The sequence below is a fragment of the Filibacter tadaridae genome (assembly GCF_900609045.1).
Taxonomy (GTDB): Bacteria; Bacillota; Bacilli; order Bacillales_A; family Planococcaceae; genus Sporosarcina; species Sporosarcina tadaridae.
In genome coordinates, this window is record NZ_UXAV01000054.1 from 18,177 (window position 1) to 41,059 (window position 22,883).

Annotated in this window: 18 protein-coding genes and 1 pseudogene; all 19 read left to right on the forward strand. The window is 33.2% G+C overall.

What is annotated here, in order from left to right; translation table 11 throughout:
• The first annotated feature begins 2 nt into the window (after positions 1 to 2).
• The 19 genes and pseudogenes from FILTAD_RS15105 (at position 3) to FILTAD_RS15200 (ending at position 22,157) form a co-directional block, all read left to right on the forward strand.
• Positions 3 to 1,247 carry a glycosyltransferase family 4 protein gene (locus tag FILTAD_RS15105; protein ID WP_124071805.1) on the forward strand — a complete coding sequence of 415 codons (1,245 nt, stop codon included), beginning with the start codon at positions 3 to 5 and terminating at the stop codon, positions 1,245 to 1,247.
• Positions 1,240 to 2,262 carry a nucleoside-diphosphate sugar epimerase/dehydratase gene (locus FILTAD_RS15110; RefSeq protein WP_124071806.1) on the forward strand — a complete coding sequence of 341 codons (1,023 nt, stop codon included), beginning with the start codon at positions 1,240 to 1,242 and terminating at the stop codon, positions 2,260 to 2,262. Before FILTAD_RS15105 ends, FILTAD_RS15110 begins: the two co-directional genes overlap by 8 nt.
• The gene (locus tag FILTAD_RS15115; protein WP_124071807.1) at positions 2,259 to 3,368 is read left to right on the forward strand and encodes a capsular polysaccharide biosynthesis protein CapF; all 1,110 of its coding nucleotides are present in this window, start codon (positions 2,259 to 2,261) and stop codon (positions 3,366 to 3,368) included. The genes FILTAD_RS15110 and FILTAD_RS15115 overlap by 4 nt, the downstream gene beginning before the upstream one ends.
• Before the next feature lie 2 nt (positions 3,369 to 3,370).
• Entirely contained in the window at positions 3,371 to 4,504 is a 1,134-nt protein-coding gene (wecB, locus tag FILTAD_RS15120; protein WP_124071808.1) for a non-hydrolyzing UDP-N-acetylglucosamine 2-epimerase, read from the forward strand.
• On the forward strand, positions 4,501 to 5,670 hold the full coding sequence (locus tag FILTAD_RS15125) for a glycosyltransferase family 4 protein (protein ID WP_160117623.1): 1,170 nt from the start codon (positions 4,501 to 4,503) through the stop codon (positions 5,668 to 5,670). Before wecB ends, FILTAD_RS15125 begins: the two co-directional genes overlap by 4 nt.
• Before the next feature lie 1,364 nt (positions 5,671 to 7,034).
• Positions 7,035 to 8,348 (forward strand): nucleotide sugar dehydrogenase, encoded by a 1,314-nt coding sequence (locus tag FILTAD_RS15130; protein ID WP_124071810.1) that lies wholly within the window; start codon positions 7,035 to 7,037, stop codon positions 8,346 to 8,348.
• 12 nt (positions 8,349 to 8,360) lie between these two features.
• Entirely contained in the window at positions 8,361 to 9,092 is a 732-nt protein-coding gene (locus FILTAD_RS15135) for a polysaccharide deacetylase family protein (RefSeq protein ID WP_124071811.1), read from the forward strand.
• A complete protein-coding gene (locus tag FILTAD_RS15140; RefSeq protein ID WP_124071812.1) occupies positions 9,089 to 10,006 on the forward strand; it encodes a DapH/DapD/GlmU-related protein in 918 nt (305 codons plus the stop codon). Before FILTAD_RS15135 ends, FILTAD_RS15140 begins: the two co-directional genes overlap by 4 nt.
• Positions 10,003 to 11,085 carry a Gfo/Idh/MocA family protein gene (locus FILTAD_RS15145; protein WP_124071813.1) on the forward strand — a complete coding sequence of 361 codons (1,083 nt, stop codon included), beginning with the start codon at positions 10,003 to 10,005 and terminating at the stop codon, positions 11,083 to 11,085. The genes FILTAD_RS15140 and FILTAD_RS15145 overlap by 4 nt, the downstream gene beginning before the upstream one ends.
• Positions 11,082 to 11,648, forward strand: coding sequence for an acyltransferase (locus FILTAD_RS15150; protein WP_124071814.1), 567 nt, complete (start codon positions 11,082 to 11,084; stop codon positions 11,646 to 11,648). Before FILTAD_RS15145 ends, FILTAD_RS15150 begins: the two co-directional genes overlap by 4 nt.
• A 40-nt stretch (positions 11,649 to 11,688) precedes the next feature.
• Positions 11,689 to 12,816, forward strand: a complete 1,128-nt coding sequence (locus FILTAD_RS15155) for a DegT/DnrJ/EryC1/StrS family aminotransferase (protein ID WP_124071815.1) — start codon at positions 11,689 to 11,691, stop codon at positions 12,814 to 12,816.
• Between the two features lie 389 nt (positions 12,817 to 13,205).
• Positions 13,206 to 13,451 carry a transposase gene (locus FILTAD_RS15160; RefSeq protein ID WP_124071816.1) on the forward strand — a complete coding sequence of 82 codons (246 nt, stop codon included), beginning with the start codon at positions 13,206 to 13,208 and terminating at the stop codon, positions 13,449 to 13,451.
• A 138-nt stretch (positions 13,452 to 13,589) separates the two neighbouring features.
• Complete coding sequence (locus tag FILTAD_RS15165; protein WP_124071817.1) at positions 13,590 to 13,775, forward strand: hypothetical protein; 186 nt, start codon at positions 13,590 to 13,592, stop codon at positions 13,773 to 13,775.
• Positions 13,776 to 14,138: 363 nt separating this feature from the next.
• Positions 14,139 to 14,321 (forward strand): annotated as a pseudogene (locus FILTAD_RS16310) (IS3 family transposase); the annotation flags it as partial.
• A gap of 481 nt (positions 14,322 to 14,802) precedes the next feature.
• Positions 14,803 to 16,122 carry an O-antigen ligase family protein gene (locus FILTAD_RS15175; protein ID WP_124071818.1) on the forward strand — a complete coding sequence of 440 codons (1,320 nt, stop codon included), beginning with the start codon at positions 14,803 to 14,805 and terminating at the stop codon, positions 16,120 to 16,122.
• Entirely contained in the window at positions 16,119 to 17,405 is a 1,287-nt protein-coding gene (locus tag FILTAD_RS15180; protein WP_124071819.1) for an oligosaccharide flippase family protein, read from the forward strand. The genes FILTAD_RS15175 and FILTAD_RS15180 overlap by 4 nt, the downstream gene beginning before the upstream one ends.
• A complete protein-coding gene (locus tag FILTAD_RS15185) occupies positions 17,402 to 18,514 on the forward strand; it encodes a glycosyltransferase family protein (RefSeq protein WP_124071820.1) in 1,113 nt (370 codons plus the stop codon). The genes FILTAD_RS15180 and FILTAD_RS15185 overlap by 4 nt, the downstream gene beginning before the upstream one ends.
• A 496-nt stretch (positions 18,515 to 19,010) precedes the next feature.
• Entirely contained in the window at positions 19,011 to 20,414 is a 1,404-nt protein-coding gene (locus tag FILTAD_RS15195; protein WP_124071821.1) for an IS110 family RNA-guided transposase, read from the forward strand.
• Positions 20,415 to 21,137: 723 nt separating this feature from the next.
• Positions 21,138 to 22,157: a restriction endonuclease gene (locus tag FILTAD_RS15200; RefSeq protein ID WP_124071822.1), complete on the forward strand. Its 1,020-nt coding sequence runs from the start codon at positions 21,138 to 21,140 to the stop codon at positions 22,155 to 22,157.
• The last annotated feature ends 726 nt before the right edge of the window (positions 22,158 to 22,883 follow it).

The following is a 22,883-nucleotide window of genomic DNA, read 5'->3' on the forward strand; positions in this document are numbered from 1 at the left end:
GCTTGAAAAAACATATTTTAGTTATAGCACAATATTTCTACCCTGAACAATTTCGCATAAATGACATTTGCACTGAGTGGGTAAAACGAGGATATAAAGTAACTGTAATAACTGGGATCCCTAACTATCCACAAGGTAAGTATTTTGAAGGATATGGCTTACTAAAAAAAAGAAAAGAATTATATAACGGAATTGAGATTATAAGAATTCCACTAGTGCCAAGAGGAAACCGTTCAATTATGCTTGCGTTAAACTATATTTCCTTCGTCGTTTCCGGTTTTTTTTGGAGCCTCTTTACTCGTATAAAAGCTGATTATGTATTTATATTTGAAGTATCCCCAATGACACAAGCCTTGCCGGGGGTATGGTATGCGAAGAAGAGGAGGATACCGTGTTATCTTTATGTTCAAGATTTATGGCCGGAAAACTTCGAAATTTTATCAGGGATAAAAAATAAAACCGTTATTAATATGGTAGGTAAAATGGTTGATTATATATATAGTCGATGCACAAAAATATTTACTACATCAAGGAGCTTCGTAACTTCTATTAGTAATCGTGGTGTGTCAAAGGAGAAAATTGAGTACTGGCCTCAGTATGCAGAAGATTTCTATAAACCACTGAAAAAATCGGGTATTGATGAAATTCCAAATGATGATGCATTTAATATTATTTTCGCAGGAAATATTGGAACTTCTCAGGGATTAGATATTCTCCCGAAAGTTGCCTTATTGTTAAAAGGAAATAAATTTAAAAGAAGAATTCGTTTTAATATTGTTGGGGATGGTAGATACAAAGATACCTTAATTGAGCTAGTAAAATCAAACAACTTATCAGATATGTTTAATTTCATACCCAAACAGCCAGCTAGCAAAATCCCTGAATTTATGGCAGCAAGTGATGCGGCTTTTCTTTGTTTAACAGACAGTCCACTGTTTTCAATGACAATCCCTGCAAAACTCCAGTCATATATGGCGTGTGGAATTCCAATTATTGCTTCAGCTACAGGAGAAACGAATCAAATAATCAAAGAGGCAAATGCAGGGTTATGTAGTCCAGCAGGGGACGTTCAACAACTTGCAGAGTCAATTGTTGAATTATTAAGCAATTCAAATGAACAACTTATTGAATTGGGTCGAAATGCAAGGATTTACTATGATAGGAACTTCAATAAATTAGAACTTTTAAATAAAATGGATGAACATTTTAGGGATTTCACGATATTGGAGGACAAAAATTATGTTTAAAGATAAAACTCTACTCATTACCGGGGGGACTGGATCCTTTGGGAATGCAGTAATGGAAAGATTCTTGGATACAGATATTAAAGAAGTTCGTATCTTTTCACGTGACGAGAAGAAACAAGATGATATGAGGAAAATATATAATAATGATAAGTTAAAGTTTTATATTGGGGACGTACGTGATCTTGCGAGCGTGAAATATGCAATGAATGAAGTCGATTATGTATTTCATGCCGCAGCACTTAAACAAGTTCCATCATGTGAATTTTTTCCGATGGAAGCCGTGAAAACAAATGTTATTGGTACAGAAAACGTATTGAATGCGTCAATTGAATATGGAGTAAAAAAAGTCATATGCCTTTCAACAGATAAAGCTGCTTATCCAATCAATGCCATGGGAATATCAAAAGCCATGATGGAAAAGGTATTTGTTGCTAAAGCGAAAACAGTATCTCCTGATAAAACACTCATTTGCGGTACAAGATACGGAAATGTTATGGCTTCTCGTGGATCAGTTATTCCACTTTTTGTAGAACAGATTAAAGCTGGTAAGCCACTTACAGTAACAGATCCTGATATGACAAGATTTCTTATGAGTCTTGAGGAAGCGGTTGAACTTGTAGTTTTTGCATTTAAGAATGCTGATGCAGGAGATATTATGGTCCAAAAATCTCCAGCTTCTACAATTGAAGATTTGGCACAAGCAGTAAAAGAAATTTTTAATGCAGATAATGAAGTGAAGCTTATAGGTACCCGACACGGTGAAAAACTATTCGAGACGCTTCTAACGAGGGAAGAACATGTCGTAGCAGATGACTTAGAAGGTTTCTACAGAGTCCCAGCAGACAATCGTGATCTTAACTATGATAAATACTTCGAGGAAGGTAATGAAAAGCTTTCTACGGATGAAGAATACAACTCACACAATACATATCGACTTTCAATAGAACAAATTAAAGGAAAGCTTTTAGAACTCCCTTACATACAGAGTGAATTGAAAGGGTGGAACCATAAGTGAAAATTCTTGTAACGGGTCCTGGAGGATTCCTCGGTAAAAACTTAGTAGCTGAGTTGAAAAACCAGGGGTATGAAGATTTACTATTGTTTACAAGAAATCATACTTTGAGAGACTTGGAAGAGTATACAAAGAAATGCGAATTTGTATTTCACTTAGCTGGAATAAATAGACCAGAGAATGAAAAAGAGTTTATGGATGGAAACTATGGTTTTACATCTGAATTACTGGAACTACTAAAAAAGCATAATAACAAATCACCTATACTAATTACTTCATCTATCCAAGCTGAAAAAGATAATCCATATGGTATCAGCAAGAAAGCTGGAGAGAATTTATTGTTCGAACACTCATTAGAAACGGGTGCAGAAGTATTTGTATATAGACTTCCCAATTTGTTTGGAAAGTGGAGTAAACCTAACTATAATACGGTTGTTGCGACGTATTGTTATAATATAGCTAGAGGTTTAGATATTCAGGTAAATAATCCTGCGGCTCTTCTTGAACTTGCCTATATTGATGATGTGCTTGAAGAATTCTTAAGAGCTTTAGAAGGAAACCCGACTGCTGATAGAAACCTTTGTGTTGTACCAGTCACGCATAAGATTGAATTAGGTGACTTAGCTGACCGTATCAGAAGCTTTAAAGAAAGCAGAAAGTCTTTAGGCGTACCAACAATGAGTGATGAATTGACGAAGAAATTGTATAGTACATATCTAAGTTTTTTGCCTGAAGATGAATTTTCTTATGGTTTGAAAATGAATGTCGATAATCGGGGATCTTTTACAGAATTCCTTCGTACGCCAGATCGAGGTCAGGTTTCGGTTAATATTTCTAAACCAGGAATCACTAAAGGAAATCATTGGCATCACACAAAAAATGAAAAGTTCCTAGTGGTAAGTGGTAAAGGACTAATCAGATTCAGAAATATCGATTCAGAAGAGATTATCGAATATTACGTAAATGGCGAAAAGCTGCAGGTAGTAGATATTCCGACAGGATATACACATTCAATTGTGAATGTAGGAGAAACAGACTTAGTTACAGTAATGTGGGTGAACGAAAGCTTTGATCCCGAAAAGCCAGACACTCATTATTTGGAGGTATAATGATGAAGAAATTAAAAGTAATGACTGTTATAGGCACCAGACCTGAAATCATCAGACTTTCAGCGGTCATCAACAAACTGGAAGAATCAAATGCGATAGAACATATACTTGTACATACAGGTCAGAACTATGACTATGAATTGAATCAGGTTTTCTTCGAAGACTTTAACCTAAGAAAGCCAGACTATTTCTTGAATGCAGCAAATGGAACAGCTGTTGAAACAATCGGCAATATCCTTGTGAAGATTGATCCAATTTTAGAAGAGGTTAAACCAGAAGCATTACTTGTCCTTGGAGATACAAACAGCTGCCTATGTGCAATTGCAGCAAAAAGAAGACAAATTCCTATCTTCCATATGGAAGCTGGAAATCGTTGCTTTGATCAGCGTGTTCCTGAAGAAACAAATCGGAAAATTGTCGATCATACTGCGGATATCAATCTAACTTACAGCGATATTGCAAGAGAATATCTTTTAAGAGAGGGTCTTCCAGCAGATAGAATTATTAAGACGGGAAGTCCGATGTTTGAAGTACTCAATTCAAGAAAAGAAGACATTGAGAAATCAGACATAGTGGACAGACTGAATCTTGAAGAAGATAAATATTTCGTTGTATCAGCTCATCGCGAAGAAAATATTAGCTCCGAAAAGAATTTTATGGATTTATGTGATAGTTTAAATGCAATTGCAGATAAATATGGTATGCCGATAATCATTAGTACTCATCCTAGAACGCAAAAAATGATTGATACTAAAGGCATTAAATTCAATTCATTAATTAAAACGATGAAACCTTTAGGGTTTAATGATTATGTGAAACTTCAAATGAAAGCGAAGGCAGTTCTTAGTGATAGTGGGACTATTAGTGAGGAATCTTCTATTCTTGGATTTAGGGCGCTAAATATTAGACAGGCTCATGAGCGACCTGAGGCTATGGAAGAGGCTTCGGTTATGATGGTTGGGCTCGGGAAAGAGCGAGTAATTCAGGGATTAGAGATATTAGATACACAAAGGAAAGAAACTTTGAGAAGAGTTTCAGATTATAGTATGAATAATGTTTCTGATAAAGTAGTTAGAATAATATTATCTTATACAGATTATATAAATATGGTTGTATGGAGGAAAACTTCAAATTGAAAATAGTACACTTATGCTTGTCTAATTTTTACATAGAGGGTTTTGGATATCAAGAAAATATTATTCCGAAATATCATAAAAAATTTGGACATGATGTAACAATAATTGCTTCTAGATTTACATATAGAAAAGATAATGGAGAAGAGGACTTGGCGGAATCCGGAAAATATATTAATTCCGATGGTATAAAAGTTATTAGAATTGATTATAAAAATAAATGGTTAGGAAAAATCAATAAGAAGTTAAAAATATATAAAGATACATATAAACTACTTGAAAAAGAGCAACCGGATTTAATATTCAACCATGGTATACAATTTTTAGACCTAATAGAGGTAGCGAGATATGTAGAAGATAATCCACATTGTAAGTTAATTGTTGATAATCACGCTGCATATATCAACAGTGGTAAAAACTTCATTTCAAGGGAGATATTACATAAAGTCATTTATAAATGGGCTATTCAAAAATCATTACCGTTTATTGAGAAAGTATTTGTTTTAGCACCAGGATGCAGAAAATTTGTAAAAGATATGTATAATATATCAGATGAAAAAATGGAATATCTATATTTAGGAGCTGATACAGATAAAATTGACTTCGAAAATCAAGATGAAATAAAAATGAAAATAAGAAAAAATTTAAGTATCTTGGATGATGATTTTGTAATAATAACAGGTGGGAAATTAAGTAAAAGGAAAAATATTAAACTTTTACTTAATTCTATGAAAAAAGTTGATAGTAATAAATTAAAGTTATTAATTTTTGGCTCTTTTTCTGACGATATAAAACAAGAAATGCTAAGTCTTATTGAATCAGATAATAGAGTAAATTATATTGGTTGGCTAAGTGGAGAAGATGTCTATGATTATTATTTAGCTTCAAATGCTGCAGTATTCCCTGGTTCGAAATCTGCATTATGGGAGCAAGCTATTTGCAGTGGTTTGCCATTAATTTGTAAAAGGTGGGACGGAATGGAATACGTTGATGTTGGTGGAAATTGTCTATTTTTAGATGGTGACAATTCTCACCAACTGAAAGAAAATATTAAGTTGTTGATGGATGATAAGACATTATATGAAAATATGGAAAAAGTCGCTAAGACAAAAGGTTATATAACATTCTCTTATGAGAAAATTGCACGACAAGCAATTAGAATTAATTAATGCTCTTTTATTGTAATGGTGATGCAAGATTTCCCTAGCAGTAAATAAAACAATTAATTAAAACGATGGTGCAAGAAAATCGTCTATACTTTGAAGGAGATTATATAAAATAATTAAGACTCAAAAAATAGAGCGGGACCTAATATTAGAAAATAAAATTAACCCTAAAATATAGGTATAGCGTAGAGTGCTTCATTTGTTATTTTGACATTTCAATATTTGGTGCTAATAACATTTAGTTTAATTGATACTCAAATGGAGTTATGGGTTCAAATGGTTTTAAAGATAATCGTAGCCTTTTTCTTTATTTATCCATTTCCCTCAATCTGGAGGAGAGTTGATAAAGAACATATTATAATTTATGGTATTATGACGGTAATATTTTCTTTACGTTTACTCTTTTATCTGCCTATAGATCATACTTGTTGGAGTTAATTTTTCCAGTACTTTTTATGTCTCTCCAAGCAATAGTATACACTTTGGCTTTAAAAGAATTTAAAGAATTCAAGAATGTCTTGAAAATAGTTGCGAATGTAGTATTTTTAATAGGCGTTATTATTAGTGTTTTCATATTAAGTGGGAATGTAATAGCAGGTGTTTATAATATGAGTTTGTCTTACTTTATGCTCCTGCCAGCAATGGTATTCTTGGGAGACTTTTTTAATAATTTTCGGTCCTTTTCATTTTTCCTTTTTTGTACTACCTTTGTTATTATTATTTCTTTAGGATCCAGAGGGACATTATTGTGTATGGCTGTTATCACGATATTAAAAACAATTCTAATCAATTTGAAATACTTAGGAAAAGAATTAGTATTCCGTTTTTGTTTTATTGGTTCAATACTTTTGTTAATAATCCAATTTGAAAAGATTCTTACATAGCCAAACATTCAATTTGCCAAATACGGTACTCTAGTAGGACACTCAGGCTTCTGCAACAAGATGAAAATAATTTAAGTGGTAAGGATAGTATCGTAAATATAGTTATAGAAGGGGTAAATTACAATCTTTTCGTAGGTATTGGCATAGCGGTCTAATCTGATTTTATTCATGGTTATTGACTATTATTTAACTAATTGGCTTGGGTTAATTGGATTTTGCTTAGCGGTTTTATTGTCAGGTATATTTAAATTTATATTACAGATTAGTATTTATTTTAGTGATTTAGATAAAGTAAAATAGTATATAGTTTAGTAATTTCCATATATTGGCTAGATTTTAGGGGTAACCGGGTGGGTTTGGATGTTTTTTAATTAAATTAATTTCATATTTCAAGCATGATACTATAACAATCAAAATAACTAGTAATTTAGATAAAAAGTAATGAAAAGAAAAAATATATTGGTAAAGAGGGGTTTTGTAAACATGAAACAGAAACTATTAGACAAAATTAAAAAAAGAGAAATCACAGTGGGTGTAGTTGGTCTAGGATATGTAGGTCTTCCTTTAGCTGTTGAAAAAGCTAAAGCTGGATATAAAACAATCGGTTTTGACGTGCATGCTGAAAAAGTGAACATGGTTAATCAAGGTGAAAACTATATAGGTGATGTAGTAGATAGCGAACTTGCTCACTTAGTTGAATCCGGTTTACTTTCTGCAACTACTGATTTTAGCTTTATGAAAAACGTTGATTTTGTAGCGATTTGTGTACCAACGCCACTTGATCAATATCAACAACCAGATATCAGCTATTTGGAAGCTTCTACGAAAGAAATTGCCAAATATTTAAAGAAAGAAATGATGGTAGTACTTGAATCTACTACTTACCCTGGTACGACAGAAGAATTGATCAAACCACTTTTAGAAAATGGCTCAGGTTTAGTTTGTGGAGAAGATTTCTATTTAGGATTCTCACCTGAACGAGTGGATCCAGGTAATGCAATCTATAAAACAAAAAATACACCTAAAGTAGTTGGTGCAATTGGTGAAGATGCAACAGAAGTTATTGCTGCAATGTATCGCGAAGTATTAGAAGGCGATGTATATACTGTTTCATCTCCGGCAATTGCAGAAATGGAAAAAATTCTAGAAAATACATACCGAAATGTCAATATCGGACTTGTGAATGAACTTGCGATATTAAGTAATAAAATGGGGATTAACTTTTGGGAAGTAATAGATGCTGCAAAATCGAAGCCATATGGTTTCCAAGCATTCTATCCAGGACCAGGATTAGGTGGACACTGTATTCCCCTAGACCCGTATTATCTTTCATGGAAAGCTCGTGAGTTCGGATTCCATACTTCTATGATTGAATCCTCTATGATGGTAAATGATCGTATGCCTGAATATTGTGCAGAAAGAGCAAGTAAGATCCTAAATAAAGAGAAAAAAGCAATGAATGGCTCGAATATTTTGGTTCTTGGTGTAGCGTATAAACAAGATATTTCTGATTTTAGAGTAAGCCCTGCAATTAAAGTAATTGAAGAATTAGAGAAAGAAGGAGCAGTAGTAATTTATTTTGATCCTAATGTGCCAGAATATCGTGTGCGTGGGGAAGGTAAAAAGAGTGAAGTAGCATTAACAGCTGAACTACTTTCCAGTGCCGATTTAGTGGTTGTAACTACTGCTCACTCGAATGTAGATTACGCATTAGTTCAACAACACTCTAAAGCAATCTTTGATACGAAAAACGCATTGAAAGAAATAAAGAATAGGGGTAATATTGAATTATTATAAAGGAGATATGAAATGGAATTTACAAATAAATATTATATACATTTATTACGAGTTCTGAATGAAAAAGGGTATGAGTTTTGCTCATATCACAATAATGATGAAAATGAGAAATCTGTTATTCTAAGACATGATGTTGATTTTACTATTGAAAAAGCTCTTGATATGGCTATCATTGAGAATAAAATGGGAGTAAAATCAACCTATTTTGTATTACTATCAACTGATTTTTATAATATTTTCTCGAAAAAGTCCTTTGAACTATTAGAAAAGATAATGTTATTAGGGCATGAGATAGGGCTACATTTTGATGAAAAAAGATATGATATTAATACAGTTGACGATATAAAAAAATATATAGAGAGTGAAGCCAGTATTTTAAGTAAGTTGTTGCATAAACAAATACAAGTAATCTCAATGCATCGTCCATCAAAGTTGGTTTTAGAAAATGATATTAAATTTGATAAACTTGTAAATTCGTATTCCTCTAATTTCTTTAAAAACATGAAATATGTATCAGATTCCAGAATGAACTGGCGAGAAAATCCTATTGAATTAATTGAATCTGGTAATTATCAAAAGTTACATATTCTTACTCATCCATTTTGGTATTCTAGTGAAAATGAAACAATGGAATATAAATTATTGAATTTCCTAAATAAAGCTAATATTGATAAATATGATTTCATGAATGATAATTTTAGAGATTTAACCTCAGTTATCAGTAAAGATGAGATTATTAGATGATTAATATTGAAAATATAACAGAGTTTTTAGATGGTACTAGAATCCCATATAAATATCAGGGGAATAAAAATCTGACAATCGAAACATACGCTTCGATAGATAATGTGAAAGCAAAGGCAATTTCATGGATTAAAGATGTGGAAAAAATGAATTCTCTTGTTATTGAAGAAATAAAAGAATCTATTATAGTGTCTAAAGAAGCTGAAAATATTGGCTTTGAAGGCTTGAATTTTATTTACTGTGAAAATCCAAAAGAAGTATTTTTCACGATATTAAATCATTTTTTTATTACTGAAACATCTAAAGAATATAAAAGTCCGAATTCTGTTATAGAATCATCCCATATTGGTAAGGGCGTATATATTGGCCATAATTGCTATATCGGGTATAATGTAGTGATTTCAGATAATGTGAAAATAAAAAATAATGTATCCATTGAAGGTAAAGTAACGATAGGAAAGAATTCGATAATTTCTTCCGGGGTTATAATCGGATCTGATGGATTTGGATATTTTCAAAATGATGAAGGAAAGAATATAAAAGTTCCTCATTTTGGTGGTGTTACTATAGGTGAAGATGTTGAAATCGGAGCAAATACATGTATTGATAGAGGAACCTTAAATAATACTGAAATAGGCAATAATGTAAAGGTGGGTAATCTATGTAAAATAGCACATAATGTCATAATTGAAGAGAATGTAAGTGTAATTTCCCAATCAATGATAGCTGGAAGTGTACATTTGAAGAAAAATTCATATATAGCCCCTTCTGTATCAATTATGAATCAAATTACAATAGGAGAAAATAGTATTGTTGGATTAGGCACAGTTGTTTTAAAAGATGTTGAAGATAATGTCGTTGTTGTTGGTGTTCCTGGAAAAATAATAAGAAGACTTGAGGAGGATAGTTTATGAAATTAAAATATGCAGTCATTGGATGTGGAAGAATTTCACCGAATCATATTGCAGCAGCAGTTAAAAATAAGTTGAACATTGTTGCATTATGTGACTTGGAAGAATCGAAAATGGATGAAACAATTTTAACGTTTAATCTTCCAAATACCGTAAAAAAATATACAGATTATAAAGAAATGCTTGTAAACGAAAACCCTGAGTTAGTGGGTATTTGTACGGAAAGTGGAGAACATGGAAGAATTGCATTAGATTGTATCGAAGCTGGTAGTAATCTAATTATTGAAAAACCAATTGCTCTTTCATTAGAAGAAGCAGATCAAATTATTGCAAAAGCAAAAGAAAAAAATGTGAAAGTAAGTGCATGTCACCAAAATCGTTTCAATAAATCTGTTCTAAAAATGAGAGAAGCAGTGGAAGAAGGACGTTTCGGTAAGCTACTTCATGGAACTGCTCATATTCGTTGGAATCGTGGAGAAGATTATTATAAACAAGCACCATGGCGTGGAACTTGGGAACAAGATGGCGGTGCACTTATGAATCAATGTATTCATAATATTGATCTTTTGCGCTGGATGATGGGCGATGAAATTGTAGAAGTTGTCGGAATGACGGATAATTTGATGCATGAATTTATTGATGCAGAAGATTTAGGGATGGCATTAGTTCGATTTGCTAACGGTAGTTATGGGCTTATCGAAGGTACAACGAATATTTTTCCTAAAAACTTAGAAGAAACGCTTTATATTTTTGGTGAGGAGGGTACTGTCAAAATTGGCGGTAAATCAGTAAATATCATTGAAGAATGGATGTTTGCCGACAATAAAGACGACTCAGAAGAGGTAAAAGAAAAATATCATGAAAATCCTCCAACAGTTTACGGATTTGGTCATAATCCACTCTATGCAGATGTAATTGATGCAGTAAATAATGATAGAGCTCCATATGTAACAGCGGAGGATGGTAGAAGAGCACTTGAACTTGTTCTAGCTATTTATAAATCAGCCGCGGAAGGTAAAAGTATTAAACTTCCAATGGAAAAATGCAGCACGATTGATTTTAAAGGAAGGTTTGATAGATGAACTACTTTGTTCATGAAAGTAGTTATATAGATGAAAATGTTACGATAGGTGAAGATACTAAAGTCTGGCATTTTAGCCATGTTCAAAAAGGTACTCAAATAGGAGAGAAATGTTCATTAGGCCAAAATGTTAATATATCTAATAATGTTAAAATTGGTAATGGAGTAAAAATTCAGAATAACGTATCGGTTTATGAAGGTGTTGAATTAGAGGATTTCGTATTTTGTGGACCTTCAATGGTATTTACAAACGATTTAACTCCAAGAAGTAAATATCCTAAAGGTACTGAAGGCTATAAAAGAACCCTTATTAAATACGGTGCATCAATAGGAGCAAACGCTACGATAGTATGTGGTAATACTGTCGGTCGTTGGGCGATGATTGCTTCAGGTGCAGTAGTAACAAAGGATGTGACAGATTATGCTATAATGGCAGGAGTACCCGCTAAACAAAGAGGTTGGGTTTGTGAGTGCGGCCAGGTTCTAAAAGATGATTTGAAATGTAAAGATTGTAGTAGAGAATACATTCTTATTGATGGAAAACTAGAAGAAAAATTCAAATAAAGTTTATTATAATTATATGGCGATTGGGGGTTGATGATTTATGGAATTCAGAGATTTAAAGGCTCAGTATCAGAAATATAAGCAAGAAATTGATTCTAATATACAAGATGTAATTACTAATGCAAGTTTTATTGGCGGTAAAGTGGTAAAAGAGCTAGAAGAACAATTAGCTGACTATGTTGGTATTAAGCACTGTATCACGTGTGCCAATGGAACAGAAGCAATGACATTAGTGATGATGGCATGGGGTATCAAAGAAGGCGATGCAGTATTTGTACCTGATTTTACTTTCTTTTCAACTGGAGAAGTTGTTTCATTTAGTGGTGCAACTCCTGTATTTGTAGATGTAGATAAAGATACATTCAACATTGATACAAGTAAATTAGAAATGGCAATCTTGAAGACAATTGAAGAAGGTAAGTTAACGCCTAAGGTTATTATTCCTGTTGACTTATTCGGCCTTCCTGCAGACCATTATGAAATAGAAAAAATGGCAAAGAAATACAATTTGTTAGTATTAGAAGATGGTGCCCAAGGTTTTGGAGGTAACATCAATGGAAAAAGAGCTTGTAGTTTTGGCGATGCAGCAACTACATCCTTCTTTCCAGCAAAACCATTAGGATGTTATGGGGATGGCGGGGCTATTTTTACGAATGATGATGACTCAGCAGCATTACTAAAGTCTTTGCAGATTCATGGAAAAGGCGAAAATAAGTATGACAATGTTAGAATTGGAGTTAACTCAAGACTAGACACAATCCAAGCTGCTATTTTAAAAGTAAAGCTCAAAGCATTTATTGATCATGAAGTGGAAGATGTAAACCGAGTATTCCAACTATATAATGAAAGATTAAGTGGAGTTGTTGAAACTCCATTTATACCTGATGGGTTTTATTCGAGTTTCGCTCAATATACTATTAAGCTTAAGAATAAAAAGCAACGGGATGGGTTGCAGTCTTTTCTAAAAGAATATGAAATTCCTAGTATGGTTTATTATGTTAATCCGATGCACAAAATGAAAGCATTTTCAGAATTGGATTATGATGATCAAGAATTTAAAGTGACAATTGGACTCTGTGATGTTGTACTTTCATTGCCGATACATCCTTATATTTCTGATGAAGAGATTTGTAAAGTTAGTAATATAGTGAAAACATTTTTGATATAGAACTACTAGATTCACTTTTATTGGAATGAATATTTGTTTTTTATAGTGTATTAAATAAAATTAATATTGCTTCTATAGCTTTCTCGATTTAACCCTCTGTTGGGAAAGAAGTCGTGAGGGGCTAATGTGGTATGGTTAAGTAAGCAGTACGGAAGTTAATCTATATAACAGGGAAAAATAAAACACTGTTCATATCAGAACGAAAAACGGAATCGATCAAAAGCATGTTGACACAGAATAATGAACCCGTGGCGAAAATTTCAAAAGAAGAAGACATTACAGAAGTGATGCTGCAAAAATGTTTTAAGGATGCATGCACAACTGGGTTGGCAACACCGGGAGATGGACAGACAAGCAACAATTAGAATAGCCTTGATAAGTTTTTAATCGTGATGGAAACATTTACGATGAATGTTGCTGAACTGGCTAGATTATTGTCGGGAAAAGGTTTGTGCCGGGAACAGATTGAAGTGTGTAGGGGTGTTTGTTTTCAAGCAAATGGACAAGCTTTAGATCAAGCGAAGCACTTAAATATTCAGTTGAAAGAAGGAAAGAAACGTGCGAAGGCTTTGGAGAAAGATTTCCTCGAAAAAGAGAAAGCGCTAGCGGATGCCGCGACAATACTCCTTTTGTGAAAAAGGCCAAAGCTATTTTGGGGGACGACGAGGACGAATGATTGACCAGTCAAATCACGCACAAGCAGAGAGTTAATTCAAGAAGCCAATCAAAATGGCGCACCATTAGCGATGGCTTGCCAGGAGTTAAACATTAATATGCGTACGTATGAGCGCTGGATTGCGGATGATGACGTAATGGTCGATAAGCGGCTACTGACGAAAAGGCTGTCGCCTAGAAATAAATCGTTAGACGAAGAAAAAGCCGAAATCATCGCGATTGACAAACAAACGGAATATGCACATTTACTGTTAACGCAAATCGTTCCAAGGTCCTCCGATTAAGGCCCCTATATTGCGTCAAAATCTACCTTTCACCGTGTTTTACGGGAAGAAAAAATAGAGAAATCACCGAGGACGTAGTAAAAAACAGGAGCGTAGAATTCCAAAAATCCATTTAACCTCGCCAAATCAGGTGCGGATATAGGATATTACCTGGTTAGGTGGAGCAGTTAAAGACTTGTATTACCAGCTATATTTAATTCCCGATTTAGTTAGCAGGAACTTAGCAGGAAATTAGTCGGCAGGGAAGTATGGCCATTAAAGTTCCTTTTCAAGACTACGTGTGAGTAACGATAAACCAGATTCAAAAGTAGTGTTTTGAATATTCAAGTACCTACCTAATTTCCGTGCAAAGGCTTTTCATCACTAAAAGAAGCGAGACAATGGGCGCAAATAATTATCCATTGGTACAATGACAAGCATTTACATAGCGGGCTCCATTACGTGACGCCCGTCCAATGCCACATTGGAGCGCATGTGGCTATATTAGAAAAACGAAAAGTAGTATACGAATTGGCAAGGGAAAAGCATGCAGAGCGATGGGCCTGAAAAACAAGAAATTGGACTACACATGAAAAATCAGCATTAAACCCGATGAAAGAGGAAGGAATAGAAGAAGCCTTAGGTGAAAGATAAATCCCCATTTTTATCACCAGGCAGCAAGCGTAGCGCGGTGGCCTTGATTGAACCTTGGGAATACAATATGTTTGAAATTAGTTTTGGAGAAAAATAAACTAGCCAAATACGACAATTAGATTGACAACCACCAATTTTAAGGTTTAATAATTAATTTTAAAAAACTATGACTAGTCTTTTGATTGCAAAAGTAGATCCCGGTGTATTTTGATTTGAATCACTGAAAATCATTGTCCTAACGGTAGTCATTGCCAAGTTTAAATTCACTTTTAATGGATATTTAGTAATATTGAAATTAAGGCAGTTTTATTAAAAAGCTACTGGTTATTATTATAATGTCCATACATCTATACTGCTCATTACTATCTAGAAAATTAAAAGGAAGTATATAATTATGGAGAAGTTCACAGCAAATAAACTTTATGAACATGAGGTAAAAAAAAGAAACAATACTTATCTATATATATTAGGAAGCATATTCTTATATGCATTATTTGCATTTGATAGAGTAAAGAATTCTTTTTCTTTTCATGTTGATAATAAAGTTACAACAAATGAGGTTTGGATTATACCAATATTATGTTTAGTAATTTTTTTTATAGGGAAATCAAATCCATTAGAAAGTATTAAAAAATATAATTTAATTTTTTTAGTACTTATTTATATGTATATATTAAATATTGCTGTTAGCGGATTTCATATCAATTCTATTGCTCAATATATATATGCTGGATTATTATTTATTATACCAATGTTACTTTTTTTCCCAATGTCCAAATGTAAAAGTGATGATATAAGAATTATAATAAAGTTTTTTATTGTTATTTGTTTAATTTATGCTGTTTTCGCAATAATACTTTCCACTAATTATGCCTATTTTATGGAGTTAGTAGGAAATGATGTGACTAATTATAGATTTTCTGCACAGTATAGAGCTTCTATGATGTTAGGATCTAGTATTACAGTAAGTTATTATTTTAATTTAACATTACCACTTTGTTTCTATATTTATTTTACTGACAAGGAGAGAAGTTGGAGAATAATTTCTCTTTTGGCTATAATAATCATTATTATTGCAACTTTAGTACTTTTATCACGTACGGCAACATTATGCACATTATTAATTACATTATATTTTTTGATTTTCATAAAAAATGAAAAAACTAAAATAAGCGGAAATATAAGTATAATTTGTGTTGTAATAGCTGCATTGTTTTATGCTTTTAGTAATTATGACTTAACTAGATTATTAGGGGGCTTAAGTTTTTCAGGTGATTCAGAAATAGCACGACTGGAAGCGACTTCCCTAGGTTTATATATTTTTTCGAAATATCCATTGTTTGGTTCGGGTATGGGGAATTTTTTTGAAAGGATATATGAAACTAGATTTATCTCAGTTGATGATATTACTGGATTAATTGATCCTCATAATATGTATATATTAATTTTAAGTGAGTTAGGAATAATGGGATTCGTAATCACTTTAATATTATTTTGTCTTTTAATTAAGAGATTTAGTGGGATAAAAGAAAAAGCTTTAAGACGAACTGCATACATTATTCTTTTTGCTTTTTTATTTGATGCAATGGGAGGATCCCATTTTGTGAATGAAATTAGTTATTCTGTTGTATTTTGGATTTATATGGGCTTTTTTAATTCCATTGCTATAACAGATATAAAAAATAAAAAAAGTTTGCATAAGGTGACTAAATGAATGAGCTTTTTAATAAAATAAAAAGTAAGAAAAAGAGTGAGTTTTTAAAGAACATGTCTTGGTTGTTTTTATTGGATTTTTCTAACAAATTAATCCCCTTTTTCACTTTCCCATATATAACGAGAATATTTCTTCCAGAGGGGTTTGGGATAATAACATTTTGTTTAGCGTTTATTGCTTATTTTCAAACGTTTATTGATTATGGATTTAACTTAACTGGAGCAAGAAAAATAGCAATCGTTGAAAAAAATAAAAAAGAACTATCAAGAATATATACAGCGATTTTAGCTACAAAGTTGTTATTCTTTTTTGTTTCTTTCCCAATAATAATATTACTAACTTTTTTAAATGCTAAGTTATTTGAATATCATGAAGTTATTTTTATATTCCTTTTAATGGTATTAAGTAATGTATTAATGCCGACATGGTTATTTCAAGGTCTTCAGAAAGTAAAATATATGACTATTATTAGTTTTTCAGTTAGAATTGTGTTTTTGATTTGTGTGTTTACATTAATTAAATCGCCAGATGATATACAACTTTATGCCTTAATATACTCGGCTTCTTTTTTTCTTATTGCAGTTATTTCGTTAATTATTATTAATGTTGTAATTAAAGTGAAAATGTGTAAAATTTATTTTGTAGATATATTAGAAATGATAAAAGATGGTTTTCATGTTTTTACTTCTAGTGCTGTTATTTCACTTATGAGTTCGACAGGTGTTATTGTATTAGGGGTATTTTATGTAGTAGAGTACAGTGGATATTATTCAGGTATAAGCAAGATTAATCAAATTATAATAATGCTGTTTTATCCTATTGGACAGGCTTTATTTCCTTACCATAGCAAAAAGTTTGTTATTTCTTTTATGCAGGGCTATTATTCTGTAATTAGGATTGCAAAAATAGTAATACCAATTTTTGTTTTTATATCGGTTTGCGTTGTCTTGTGTAGAGAGCAGTTAGTTTGGTTAATCTTGGGTCAATCCTTTGTAGAGAAGGCAAATTTATTAGTTTTACTCGGATTTTTACCAACGCTTAGTATTATCTCCAATTTCATGGGCACTCAAATATTAGTTGCAAGCGGGTATACAAAAGCCTATAGTAGGGCCTTTCTAAAAGGTGCAATTATTAGTATATCTTTGTATTTTATTTTAGGCTATAATTTCGCAATTTGGGGAGTAACTATTGCAGCAATAGTTGGTCAAATTGTGAGTTTAGTGTTTCTTTTTGTTGAAGTTAGAAAGATTTTGAAAACCGAAAAAGAAGGAGGGCTATTGTGAAAGTAATGTTTATTGTATATCATGATATACAAACTGAAGCTAGAAGCCAAGAAATTCTTGAATGTGCAAAGAAATTGAGCGATGAAACAATTTTAGTTTCATATTCTAAACCATTTGATACTTCTAATTACAAATGCATTTTAACAGGAAATGGAGAAAGAAATTATTTTTCGTTTATAAAAGGGGCTATAAAAGCGATTAAAAATGAGAATCCCGATATTGTTATTTTACATGATAATTATACTTCAACTATATTGAGATGGATAACAAAACATAGAAAAAATATATATGTGATATATGATTCAAGTGAATTATATATTGGGAAAAACGGAAAACGTAGGACTTTGAAAATGAAAATAGCAGAGCATATGAGGTATTTTGAAAGAAAATATTTAAAATATGCTAATATTGTTATTGCAGCAAATATTGAGAGAGCAAATATTATGAAAGATTATTATGGATTAGATGAGGTTCCAATAGTTTTTGATAATATCCATAGAATAGATGATACATTTAATGTTGTTGAATGCGAACAAAAATATGGGCATTTATTTAATTCTGACTCATTCAATATTTTGTATGCAGGAGGAATTGCGGAACATAGATTAACTTTTGAGTTAGCAGAAGCTGTAGGGAAATTAGGATCTAAATATCAATTAATAGTTATTGGACAAAGCACAGCAAAGGATAAGGATAAGTTTAATTCAATGCTTTCAACAATGAAATATTCTAATATATTTTATGCAGGATTTATTTCCCGTGGTGAAATGAAATATATGTTGAAAAATACTAATGTCAGTGTTTCTATTTTTGCTCTGGATACTGTAAATAATATAAATTGTGCTTCGGGTAAATTATATGAAAGTTTGTTCGAAGGCATACCATTACTTACTTCTGAAAATCCACCTTTAAAAAGAATTTGTACAGACTATAAGGTAGGTATTAGTTCAAATGACTTCTCTCAAGCAATAGTTGAGTTGGAAGGAAATTATGATTATTTTATCGAGAATGTTAAGGTATATACCGAAAGTTTAGATGTAGAGGGTAGGATTGATACTCTAGTTGAGCAATTAAAAGAGAAAATGAAAACTGATAATATAATAATTTGAATTTCAGATAGCTGTGTATCAAATTTCGGGTACCTATAATGTTAAATAGATAGTCGGCAAATGAAAAAACCATTGTTTTCAGGGTATTAATTTTGGGTACCTGTGCACGAAACTATTCCGATAATACACTACAATAATTAATTTCGGGTACCTGTGCACGACACTATTCCGACAATACACTACAATTACATATTTATGCGAAAAAAACGTTAGAGTCTAATGTTTATTGAATAATTATGTAATTGGTTGAATTGTTGGTTGTTGTTTGTTGCACAGGCACCCACACAATTCACGCACAATTAATACATAAAGCTAGGTATGTTCCTACGAAAATCCAGCCTGGACGAGCTACCCCAGCTATTAATCATTTCAGGTACCTATTATGTTAAATAGATAGTCGGCAAATGAAAAAACCATTGTTTTCAGGGTATAAGAGAAGTACCAATCACAGAACTTCCAATATACAATTCCCACCAAAAAGGAGGAGCTGAAAACAATGGTTACACTATCATTTAATCATATTCAGGGGAAGAATGGAAGTCATTGGAACCGCTTAATGCGGGAAGAAAAGGCAAAGGAATATTGTATTGTAGCGATTGATGCGGCAAAGTTTGTAAATACAGCGATGGTGTGCACGATCTACGGCGATATTTTACAGGAGCCATTTGAGTTTGACGGGTCAATGTCAGGCTATCAACTGATGAAGAAACACATTGATGCGACTTGTGAGGCTTACTCACTTACGCAAGTGATTGTCGGAATTGAAACGACTGCGCATTACTATGAAGACCTCGTAAGGCTTTGTATGGTGGAAGGATATATCGTCCGTATATTGAATGCGGCGACGACCGCCAGGGAAAGAGAAACCGTGTTAAATTACACGAAAACGGACCGTGTGGATTTGATGGCGATTGTTCAGTCGCTACTTCATGGACGAGGTGGAACGAGCGTTGAGTCAATGCTGGAGCTAGAATCGTTAAAGACATTGACAAGAGCCAGACGGACGCTTGTGAACGCACAAACGAGGACTATCAATCATCTACGTTTGTATATGGACCATATTTTCCGTGAGTTTCAAGGGAAAAATCTAAAGGTTGATGGTGAAAATAAGGTGATTAAAATCCTGGATCAGTTCGTTTCAAAAACGTCCCTATTCTTGATGAGAAACCATCCTCACCCGTCAGATATCTTAACCCTTGGTAAAGAGGGGCTGAGAAAGATTTCAATAGAAAATAATTTGAAGCTCAGGAATGATGTCATAGACAGGCTATTGGATTACGCCGGGAACTCGATTTCCAAACCAAAGTCTATGCTTGAAAGCGAATTGATTTTACTCAAACTAAAGTTGGATGAGTATGCGTTAATTCACCGTCAAATCAAGGAACTTGAGGATGTAATTGAAGAGAAATTATTGGAGACTGATGGTGGTATTCTCTTGAGTATGCCTGGTTTGGGCATCACTACAGCAGCGGAATTGACTGCTGAAATAGGGAACGTCCATGACTTCTCGCATGCAGGGCAACTCATCAAAATGGCCGGTACGAATCCGATTGTAAGACAATCTGGTGGAAAACGTGCGAACCATTACCGAATATCGAAACAAGGTAGGGCTGCTTTCCGAAACGTGGTCTATCAGGTAGGAAAAAATGTTTCAATTCAGAATCCGGAAATGAAAATACGTTACCTGGCGATGAAGGACAAAGGGAAGAAAGCAGGTCAGTCCTATATTGCCTTGGGGAATCGGATTCTAAGAATTGCCTTCGCCATGATCAAAAACCAACAGCTTTATAAAAGCAATCAACCGGATTATTGTTTAGAAAAAGTCATCGCTGGCAAACTAAGACACACTGAAAAGCAAAAGCTGTTCAATCAACGCTATCTAAAAGCAGAAGAACTGTAAACGTTCCATTAAGCAATAAACAAAGGCGTTTTCCCGGAACGTAGACCACATTGTTCAAGGTACCTGAGGCTTTAATGACCTCGTTACACAGCGTTATGGGTCTTGTTCCACAAATACGAATAAAACGTTAAAGAAACTTATTTTGTATTTAATAGGATGTATCCCTGTGGAATGAAATGCAAGACCTTTCACGTTGCGGAAAAACGCCATTATAGAGTGTTCTGTGATTGTTGAGTTTCAAAAAAAATACCATTATGAGGCTTAATTTCGGGTACCTGTGCACGAAACTATTCCGACAATACACTACAATTACATATTTATGCAAAGAAAACGTTAAAGCTTAATTTCGGGTACCTGTGCATGAAACTATTCTGACAATACACTACAATTACATATTCATGCGGAAAAAACGTTGAATCCTAATGTTTATCGAATACATATTCAATTGGTTGAATTGTTGGTTGTTGTTTGTTGCACAGGTACACACACAATTAGTATGTAATTGTAGTGAATTAATTGAATACTGACGGTTACAACGCATAGGTGCCTAAAATAAAATTAATTACTCTGATCTTCATTCTGTTATTATAGAATCACAGGGAGTTATTCTGAATAGTTCTATACACAGCTTACCCGAATTTATGTAGTTTGAGCATGTATTATCTGATAGACGGTTACAGCAATACTACAGAAAAACTAATATTAGTAGGTTGGTGATAAGAAATGGCGATATGGATAAATAGAAATCATTTAGTAGGTCGTACTAGTGAAATTATAGGTTATAAGTCTGGTTTAGGTCTTACTCTTGAAGAGTTTAATGATATTGTTCCCATTCAATTTCATTCATTATGGTTCGGCAATAGCACCGACTTACTAAGAATTAGATCGGAGGAATACGAAGAACTCATTACATATTTATTATATAAAGTGGGGAATACGCAAAGTCCTAGCACTGTCCCTTCTTCCATACTGTTGCATAATAAATACAGGAATAATCCGGAACTTTTAAAGATGTATATGGATTTAGCCGCCTCTGCTATTAATTTTCTTTCAGAGGCAACACGTAAATTTGTCGAGAATAACAGTAAAAATGGCATAGATCCTTCACCTTATGTAATAGAATCGGGCATTAAATATGAAAAAAAAGGTGTTGAAATGGCGATTGAAATAATGAAAGGATTCAATTCAGACCTCCATAGGAGCCCTTGGGGGGAAATCAGACAAATTAATTGGACAGATATCGCACAACTAAAAAACTTGTTTGAGAGTGAATCTTTAGAAACACTCTATGGTAACTTTATTGATCAAAGATATATTGATTACCTCAGTCACAACTTTGACTCCATCGGAAATATCCATTGGAGAAAGTTTGAAGCACTCACATGTGAATTCTTTGAAAAGCAGGGATATTACGTAGAAATTGGAGAAGGACGAAATGATGACGGCATAGATGCGCGATTGTGGACTCATGAAATAGATAAATTAGGCCCTCCAACTATTATTATACAGTGTAAAAGATATAAAGATAAAATCGAAAAAATGGTTGTAAAATCGCTTTGGGCTGATATTCAGGAGTATGGTGCAGAATCCGGTTTACTCGTTACCACAAGCTCACTTTCTCCAGGCGCTGAGAAAGTTTGTACCGCCAGAAACTATCCAATAACGCAAGTTAATAGAGAAACTTTAAAACTATGGATAAAAGTAATGAGAACCCCATATAAAGGAGTGTTTATGGCTGAATAATTGTATAAGGTTTATTTCATAACTGAAAAGTGAGCCATTTCGTAACTTAATTTTGAGCCAATAAATCATGATTATTTTCAATCCATTCTTGTGTTTCTTTCATGCGATATGATGGACCAATCATATTTAGAACGTGCGATTTATGAGTTAATTGATCAGTAAGTGCTGCATTTAACACTGGTGTATTTTGCAAGAAAAAAGTGCAGAAGAATGCAAGAGAAAATACACAAGCTTGCCAGCCTTCAATTTAAGTTCGGGTACCTGTGCACGAAACTATTCCGACAATACACTACAATTACATATTTATGCGAAAAAACGTTAAAGTCTAATGTTTATCAAATATATATGCAATTGGTTGAATTGTTGGTTGTTGTTTGTTGAACAGGTACACACACAATTAGGAGTAGAGAGAATATTAGAGAGTATTTATATTACGTGAAAGACGGTCAGAAATAAGCAGTAAATACAGAGATGGCTTCAAGTCATTCAGGAAATATTGATGATATATAATTGCCCACTAAGTTAGCGTATGGATTTTGATACGGCTAATTGGTGGGCTATTCCGCTTATATAATAACTTTCGAGGCCAATTTAAAATAACTGTAAAAGTACTTGGTGCAGAAAAGTCGGTATGAGTAAAATGTTTGTGGGTGAATAAATAGTAACCGCTCCCTGCAAGTTGGAATCCCGGTTTTGGATTCCAACTTGCAGGGAGCGGAAAGTAAG